The sequence below is a fragment of the Cupriavidus sp. SK-4 genome (assembly GCF_000611125.1).
GTDB lineage: Bacteria > Pseudomonadota > Gammaproteobacteria > Burkholderiales > Burkholderiaceae > Cupriavidus > Cupriavidus necator.
Window position 1 is genome coordinate 6,233 of sequence record NZ_JFJW01000063.1, and the last position, 7,222, is coordinate 13,454.

At 67.5% G+C, this 7,222-nt stretch carries 7 protein-coding genes and 1 pseudogene; 7 read left to right on the forward strand and 1 reads right to left on the reverse strand.

Annotated elements, in window-relative coordinates; genetic code table 11:
- The 4 genes and pseudogenes from CF68_RS38305 to CF68_RS13040 all read left to right on the forward strand — a co-directional run.
- A pseudogene (locus CF68_RS38305) lies at positions 1-353 on the forward strand (penicillin-binding protein 2); the annotation flags it as partial.
- 11 nt (positions 354-364) lie between these two features.
- Positions 365-1,507: a rod shape-determining protein RodA gene (gene rodA / locus CF68_RS13030; RefSeq protein ID WP_010811483.1), complete on the forward strand. Its 1,143-nt coding sequence runs from the start codon at positions 365-367 to the stop codon at positions 1,505-1,507.
- 304 nt (positions 1,508-1,811) lie between these two features.
- Positions 1,812-2,498, forward strand: a complete 687-nt coding sequence (locus CF68_RS13035) for a DUF484 family protein (RefSeq protein ID WP_035819378.1) — start codon at positions 1,812-1,814, stop codon at positions 2,496-2,498.
- 25 nt (positions 2,499-2,523) lie between these two features.
- On the forward strand, positions 2,524-3,603 hold the full coding sequence (locus CF68_RS13040; protein ID WP_035819381.1) for a tyrosine recombinase XerC: 1,080 nt from the start codon (positions 2,524-2,526) through the stop codon (positions 3,601-3,603).
- Position 3,604: 1 nt separating this feature from the next.
- On the opposite strand, the gene CF68_RS13045 is transcribed toward CF68_RS13040, so the two are convergent.
- Positions 3,605-4,561 carry a transcriptional regulator GcvA gene (locus tag CF68_RS13045; RefSeq protein WP_035819384.1) on the reverse strand — a complete coding sequence of 319 codons (957 nt, stop codon included), beginning with the start codon at positions 4,559-4,561 and terminating at the stop codon, positions 3,605-3,607.
- Between the two features lie 248 nt (positions 4,562-4,809).
- Here CF68_RS13045 and CF68_RS13050 point away from each other — a divergent pair, with 248 nt between their 5' ends.
- The 3 genes from CF68_RS13050 to lipA all read left to right on the forward strand — a co-directional run bounded on the left by CF68_RS13050 (position 4,810) and on the right by lipA (position 7,140).
- On the forward strand, positions 4,810-5,178 hold the full coding sequence (locus tag CF68_RS13050; protein WP_013955208.1) for a DUF2917 domain-containing protein: 369 nt from the start codon (positions 4,810-4,812) through the stop codon (positions 5,176-5,178).
- 170 nt (positions 5,179-5,348) lie between these two features.
- Positions 5,349-6,104 (forward strand): lipoyl(octanoyl) transferase LipB, encoded by a 756-nt coding sequence (gene lipB, locus CF68_RS13055; RefSeq protein ID WP_035819386.1) that lies wholly within the window; start codon positions 5,349-5,351, stop codon positions 6,102-6,104.
- 40 nt (positions 6,105-6,144) lie between these two features.
- The gene (gene lipA / locus CF68_RS13060) at positions 6,145-7,140 is read left to right on the forward strand and encodes a lipoyl synthase (RefSeq protein WP_035819388.1); all 996 of its coding nucleotides are present in this window, start codon (positions 6,145-6,147) and stop codon (positions 7,138-7,140) included.
- Positions 7,141-7,222: the final 82 nt, after the last annotated feature.

Below are 7,222 nucleotides of genomic sequence, written 5' to 3' on the forward strand. Positions count from 1 at the left end.
CTACGCCGAGCGTGTTCACCACCGGCCAGACCGCCAGCATTGCCAGTGCCACGGTGATGTCGAGTGGCAGCGCGCCGGCCAGCGGCGCGGCCGCCAGCGCGGTCGCCGCGGCGTCGGGCGCGCGTGCCGGGGCGTCTGACGCGATCGCGGCGGCGCTGGACCCCGACGCGATCGCACCGGCCTCGGCCGTGCAGACGCTGGATGAACGCATGCTGCAGGCGCTGGGCCACAGCAAGCCGCAGGTGCCGCCGCCGGCTTCCGCGCCGGTCGTGCCGGCCAAGGCGCCCGCACCCAAACCACGCGTCAAGCCCGTGGCTGCCAAGGCAGCCAGCGGTGCCGGCGCCACTCCCTGAAGGAGACGCGCATGGATCGACGCCGCGTCCTGTCCCTGATCAAGACCGCGCTGACCGGTTTTGACAAACCACTCTCGCTGATCGTCTTCCTGCTGTTCGCCACCGGCATCGTGGCGCTGTACTCGGCCGCCATCGACATGCCGGGCCGGGTCGAGGACCAGCTGCGCAATATCCTGCTGTCTTATGTGGTGATGATCGTGATCGCCTACCTGCCGACGCAGACGCTGATGCGGGTGGCGGTGCCGATCTATACGGTCGGGGTGGCGCTGCTGATCGCGGTGGCCATGTTCGGCCTGATCCGCAAGGGCGCGCGCCGCTGGCTCTATGTCGGCATGGTGATCCAGCCGTCCGAGATCATGAAGATCTCGATGCCGCTGATGCTGGCCTGGTATTTCCAGAAGCGCGAGGGCGTGATCAAGTGGTTCGACTTCGTGGTGGCGCTGGGGCTGCTGCTGATCCCGGTCGGCCTGATCGCCAAGCAGCCTGACCTGGGCACGGCGCTGCTGGTGATGGCCGCGGGCGTGTACGTGATCTACTTCGCCGGCCTGTCGTGGCGGCTGATCCTGCCGCTGCTGGGGCTGCTGGTGGTGGCGATCACGCTGCTGATCACGTTCCAGAACGATATGTGCGCGCCGGGCGTGAACTGGCCGGTGCTGCACGACTACCAGCAGCACCGCGTCTGCACGCTGCTGGACCCGACCAGCGATCCGCTGGGCAAGGGCTTCCACACGATCCAGTCGATCATCGCCATCGGCTCCGGCGGGGTCGAGGGCAAGGGCTGGCTCAAGGGCACGCAGACGCACCTGGAGTTCATCCCGGAAAAGCACACCGACTTTATCTTCGCCGTGTACTCGGAAGAGTTCGGCCTGATCGGCAATGCGGTGCTGCTGGTGCTGTACCTGCTGCTGATTTTCCGCGGCCTGTTTATCGCTGCCAATGCGCCGACGCTGTTCTCGCGGCTGCTGGCGGGATCGATCACGCTGATCTTCTTCACCTATGCCTTCGTCAACATGGGCATGGTCAGCGGCATCCTGCCGGTGGTGGGCGTGCCGCTGCCGCTGATGAGCTATGGCGGCACCGCGCTGGTGACGCTGGGCGCGGGCATCGGCATTCTGATGAGCATTTCGCGGCAGAAGCGGTTGATCCAGACGTAGCGGGGGCCACCTGCCTTGCTTGCGATAACGCCGACAGCAGGCTCCCCCCCCCCCCCCCCGGGGGGGGGGGGGGGGGGGGGGGGGCGCTGGCAGAGCCACGGTGCTGGAAAAAACCGTTGGCCCCGCTTCATGTGGTTCCTAGCTAGACCACCCCTCACCCCGACCCTCTCCCCATGTGGGGAGAGGGAGAACACCTTGCTTAGGCAAGCTCGGGCGGCTTGGGAGCACCCAACACCGCGCTCCTCTTCTGGCTGGGTGGGTTTGTTAAACTGCCACCCACTTTACCTCTACCGGTCCACGCCCCATGAACGCCCAAGACGTTGCCGCCTACCTGCAGAGCCACCCCGAATTCTTCGAAGAACACGCCGAGCTGCTGGCCGCGGTGCAGCTGACCAGCCCGCACAGCCACCGCGCCGTGTCGCTGCAGGAACGCCAGATGGAAATCCTGCGCGAGAAGAACAAGGGCCTGGAGCTGCGCCTGGCGGACCTGGTCCGCCACGGCCATGACAACGACCGCACCCAGCAGCGCATGCATGCCTGGCAGCTGCGCCTGCTGGCAGAGGCCGATTCGCACGCGCTGCCCTACGCGGTGCAGGACGGCCTGCAGCAGGTGTTCGATGTGCCCGCGGTGGCGCTCAGGCTGTGGGATGTCGCCGAGCAATACGTCCATATGGAAGTGGCGCAGGGTGCCAGCGAAGACCTGCGCATCTTTGCCGAAGGCCTGCGTGCGCCGTACTGCGGCAGCAACGGCGGCTTCGAGGCGGCGGGGCTGCTGGAGCGCGACGATATCACCTCGCTGGCGTTGGTGACGCTGCGCGTGCCGGTGCGCGCGGGGGATGCCGAGCCTGGTGCCGACGTGCGCGGCGCAGCCTTTGGCCTGCTGGTGCTGGGCTCGCCCGATCCGCGCCGTTTCCATGAAGGCATGGGCACCGCCTACCTGTCGCAGATCGGCGAAGTCGCCGGCGCCGCGCTGCACCGGCTGCGCGACTGAGGCGCGGCGGCCCACGCCTGACGCCATGACTGCACGCCGGCCACCCCGCAGCGTGGTTGCGGATATCACGCCTGCCAGCGACGGCCCGCCGCCGGCACCCGAGCCGCTGGTCACGCGCTACCTGGACTGGCTGCGCGGCAGCCGCAAGCTGGCCGCGCACACCCTGACCAGCTACAGCCGCGACCTGCGCGTGCTGCAGGGGCACGCGGCGCGTTATGCGCCCGGCGTGGCCTTGCTGGCACTGCAGACCCACCATATCCGCAACTTTGCCGCGCGGCTGCATGGCGCCGGGCTGGTCGGCACCAGCATTGCGCGCACATTGTCGGCCTGGCGCGGTTTCTTCCAGTGGGCGGCGCGCCACGGCCATGGCGTCACGGTGAACCCGGTCGACGGCGTGCGCGCGCCGCGCTCGGGCCACGCGCTGCCCAAGGCCTTGTCGGTCGAACATGCGGTGGCACTGGTCGCGCATCCTGCCGGCACCGATGCCCAGGCACTGCGTGACCATGCGGTCCATGAGTTGTTCTATTCAAGCGGGCTGCGGCTGTCCGAACTGGTGCAGCTGGACCTGCGCTATGCCGATGCCGACGGCTACCGCTCCAGCGGCTGGCTCGACCTGGCCGGGGCGGAAGTCACCGTGACCGGCAAGGGTTCGCGCCAGCGCTCGGTGCCGGTCGGCAGCAAGGCCGTCGAGGCGCTGCGCGCCTGGCTGGCGGTGCGCGACACGCTGCTGCGCCCGGGCGCCTTGCCGGAGGATGCCCACGCCCTGTTCCTCGGCCCGCGCGGGCGGCGCCTGTCGATGCGCACGGTGCAGTTGCGGCTCAAGCAGCAGGCGCTGCGCGCCGGCGTGCCGGCCGATGTGCATCCGCATATGCTGCGGCATTCGTTTGCCACCCACGTGCTGCAGTCATCGGGCGACCTGCGCGCGGTGCAGGAGATGCTGGGCCATGCCAGCATCTCGACCACGCAGGTCTATACCGCGCTCGATTTCCAGCACCTGGCGAGGATCTACGACAAGGCCCATCCGCGGGCCGGCCGGGCCCGCGCCAAGCCGGCAGCTGACGCGGCCGCCGATCCTGCTGACTCCGGCGAAGCGTCGGAAGACTAGTTCACTCCCATTGCGCCAGCACCTCGCGGAAGCGCTCGATCTCGGGCAGCAGCCAGCCGCGGAACGCCTGCACCTTGGGCAGGTTCAATGAGCCCGGCGCGCATACGAAGTACAGCAGCCATGGACAGGGGATGCTGACATCGAACAGCCGCACCACGCGCCCGGCCAGCAGGTCGTTGTAGGCCAGCGAGGAGCGGATCAGCGCAATGCCCTGGCCTTCGGACGCGGCCTGCAGCAGCAGCGAGGAATCTTCCAGCAGCAGCCCCTTGCGCGGCTCGGGCCAGTCCAGCCCGGCGGCCTCGAACCATGGCTTCCACGGATCGCCCTCGCCGCGCAGCAGCGGCAGCCCCGCCATGTCCTGCGGCCGCTCGGGCAGCCGTCCGCCATTGAAGCCGGGGCTGCAGACCGGGAAGAAGACGTCGTCCAGCAGCCGTTCCACATACAGGCCGGGATAGTCGCCGCTGCCCATGCGCAGCGCGATATCGACTTCCTCATGCGCGAAGTTGACCAGCGTGTTCGACGACAGCAGTTCGACATCCAGCTCCGGGTGGCGCTCGATAAAGCTGCCGATGCGCGGCGTCAGCCAGCGCGCGGCAAACGACGGCATGGTGCTGATGGTCAGGCGCTTGTCGCGGTTGCCGGCCTGCAGCGCGCGCGTGGCATCGGCGATCTGCAGCAGCGCGTCACGCACGCGCTCGGCATAGAGGCGCCCCGACGGCGTCAGCGCCACGCGCTTGCCGTGGCGCTCGAACAGCGGCATGCCCAGTTCTTCTTCCAGCGCACGGATCTGGTGGCTGACCGCGCCGTGCGTGACAAACAGCTCCGTGGCCGCGCGCGAAAAGCTCTCGTGCCGCGCCGCGGCCTCGAAGGCGCGCAGCGCGGTCAGCGCCGGCAGGCGCGGCAGCTCGCGGTGCCAGCCGCGCGGCAGGTCCTTTTCCCAGGCGCTTTTCCAGGCCATGGTGGTCTCCAGGCGGTCGTGTGTATGTGAGTTTGACTAACAAGAACAAAGAAAATATATCGTTTTGATAGTGGCCGGGCAATCACTAATATTCCATCACCGGCCCCCGCAGTAGTCATTTACTTCACGGCGATATTCATAGGATTTAACTGGCCTGGTCCCCTTGCCGGGCCAGTTTCGGTGCCCCGCCGCGAATTCGTACTGTGTCTGGCGTATCCCCGCCGAGGCCGGCTGAACGGAGAACCATCATGAAAACCGTGCTCACAACGACCGTGTTCACACTGAATCCTGGCGAAGTCACCACGCTGTCGGTGCATGCTGCCCAGCGCCTGCATGTCGAAGAGGCCCGCGGCACCGATGTATGGCTGACCCGCGAGAAAGATTCAGAGGACTACTGGCTGCGTTGTGGCGGCAGCCTGCTGTTGCGCTCGGGTGACGAGGTGGTGCTGAGTGTAGACCCTCGTGCGCTGCACCCGGTGCGCCTCGCCCTGATCGCGGAAGCGCGCCGCCCGGCGCTGGCGCTGGCTGACGTGCCGCACCTGGTGTACCGCAGCCTGCGCCGCCTGGTTCGAGGCACGGAGTGGACGCCTAACCAGGACCAGGTCACCGCATCCTGAGGCGAAGGCCGGCGGGGCATCGTCCGCATCACACCGCAGCCGGGGGCATCTGCGCCTGGTCTGGTCGCGTGACGCATCGGACGATTCCCGCCGGACCACGCCCTGAGCGGGCAGCAGAAGTGACCGAGGCAGGGCCGGCGCAAGCCGGCCCTTTTCGTTACACTCTCGCCATGCATCCGATTCAAGTCATCGAACGCGGCCGCGAGGACTATCAGCCGTGTTTCGACGCGATGCGCGCCTTCACCGCCGCACGCACGCCCGAGACGCCCGACCAGGTCTGGCTGGTCGAGCATCCGCCGGTCTACACGCTGGGCCAGGCGGGCGATCCCGCACACCTACTGTCGCCGGATGACAACATCCCGGTCGTGCAGATCGATCGTGGCGGGCAGATCACTTATCACGGTCCCGGCCAGGTCGTGGCCTACCTGCTGCTCGATCTGCGCCGCCGCCACCTGATGGTGCGCGAACTGGTGCACGGCATCGAGCAGGCGGTGCTGGACACGCTCGCAGCGTATAATCTCGCAGCCGAACGCAAGGCCGGCGCCCCCGGCATCTACCTGTCTGACGGGCCGCACCAGGGCGCAAAGATTGCCGCGCTCGGCCTCAAGATCCGCAACGGCTGCAGCTACCACGGCGTCAGCCTCAACGTGCAGATGGACCTGTCGCCGTTCCTGCGCATCAATCCCTGCGGCTATGCCGGGCTGGAAACAGTCGACATGGCCAGCGCGGGCGCCACCTTCGCGGCGGCGGATGCCAACGGCGCCCCCTTGCCCGTGACCGCGGCACAACAACCGGAAATCGCACTGCGCCTGGCGGCAGCATTGTGCGAGGTGCTGGCAGCGCACGAAGCCCGCGCGCTGGCTGCCGAAGGAACTGCCGCCCCGGCTGAAGCGAAGCAGCCGGGTGAGACGGCCCTGGCCTCCTAGTCAAAAGCGAAATGCACGCTGAGCGCGTGCGGAGAAATGTATGAGCGACGCCCTGATCGCCACTTCCAGCGAAGCCCCGCAGTCCCCCGCGGAGCAGTATGACCCGACCCGCAAGCAGAAGTCGGCCGACAAGACCGCACGCATCCCCATCAAGATCGTGCCGGCCGAAAAGCTCAAGAAGCCTGACTGGATCCGCGTCAAGGCCGCCACTGGCAGCTCACGCTTCTACGAGATCAAGGACATCCTGCGCGCCAACAACCTGGTGACGGTGTGCGAGGAAGCCAGCTGCCCCAATATCGGCGAGTGCTTCGGCAAGGGTACCGCCACCTTCATGATCATGGGTGACAAGTGCACGCGCCGCTGCCCGTTCTGCGACGTGGGCCACGGCCGCCCCGATCCGCTGGATGTGAACGAGCCGGGCAACCTGGCCCGCACCATTGCCCAGCTCAAGCTGAACTACGTGGTGATCACCAGCGTCGACCGCGACGACCTGCGTGACGGCGGCGCCCAGCACTATGTCGACTGCATCTCGCAGACGCGCGAGCTGTCGCCCGTTACCCGCATCGAAGTGCTGGTGCCCGACTTCCGTGGCCGCCTGGACAAGGCGCTCGACATCCTGCAGGCGTGCCCGCCGGACGTGATGAACCACAACATGGAAACCGTGCCGCGCCTGTACAAGCAGGCCCGCCCGGGCGCGGACTATGAGCACTCGCTCAAGCTGCTGCAGGAATTCAAGCGCCGCAACCCCAACGTGCCGACCAAGTCCGGCCTGATGGTGGGGCTGGGCGAGACCGACGAGGAAATCCTCGAGGTCATGCGCGACATGCGCGCCCACGACATCGACATGCTGACCATCGGCCAGTACCTGGCGCCGTCGAACCACCACCTGCCGGTGCTGCGCTACGTGCATCCCGACACCTTCAAGATGTTCGAGGAAGAGGCTTACAAGATGGGCTTCACCCACGCTGCGGTGGGCGCGATGGTGCGCAGTTCGTACCACGCCGACCAGCAGGCGCATCAGGCGGGGTTTGCCTGAACGACAGCGCTGCACACTGATCGAGCAGAGACGGCCGGGATTTCCCGGCCGTTTTTCTTTGGGTGCGCCCGGCAGGGCGCAC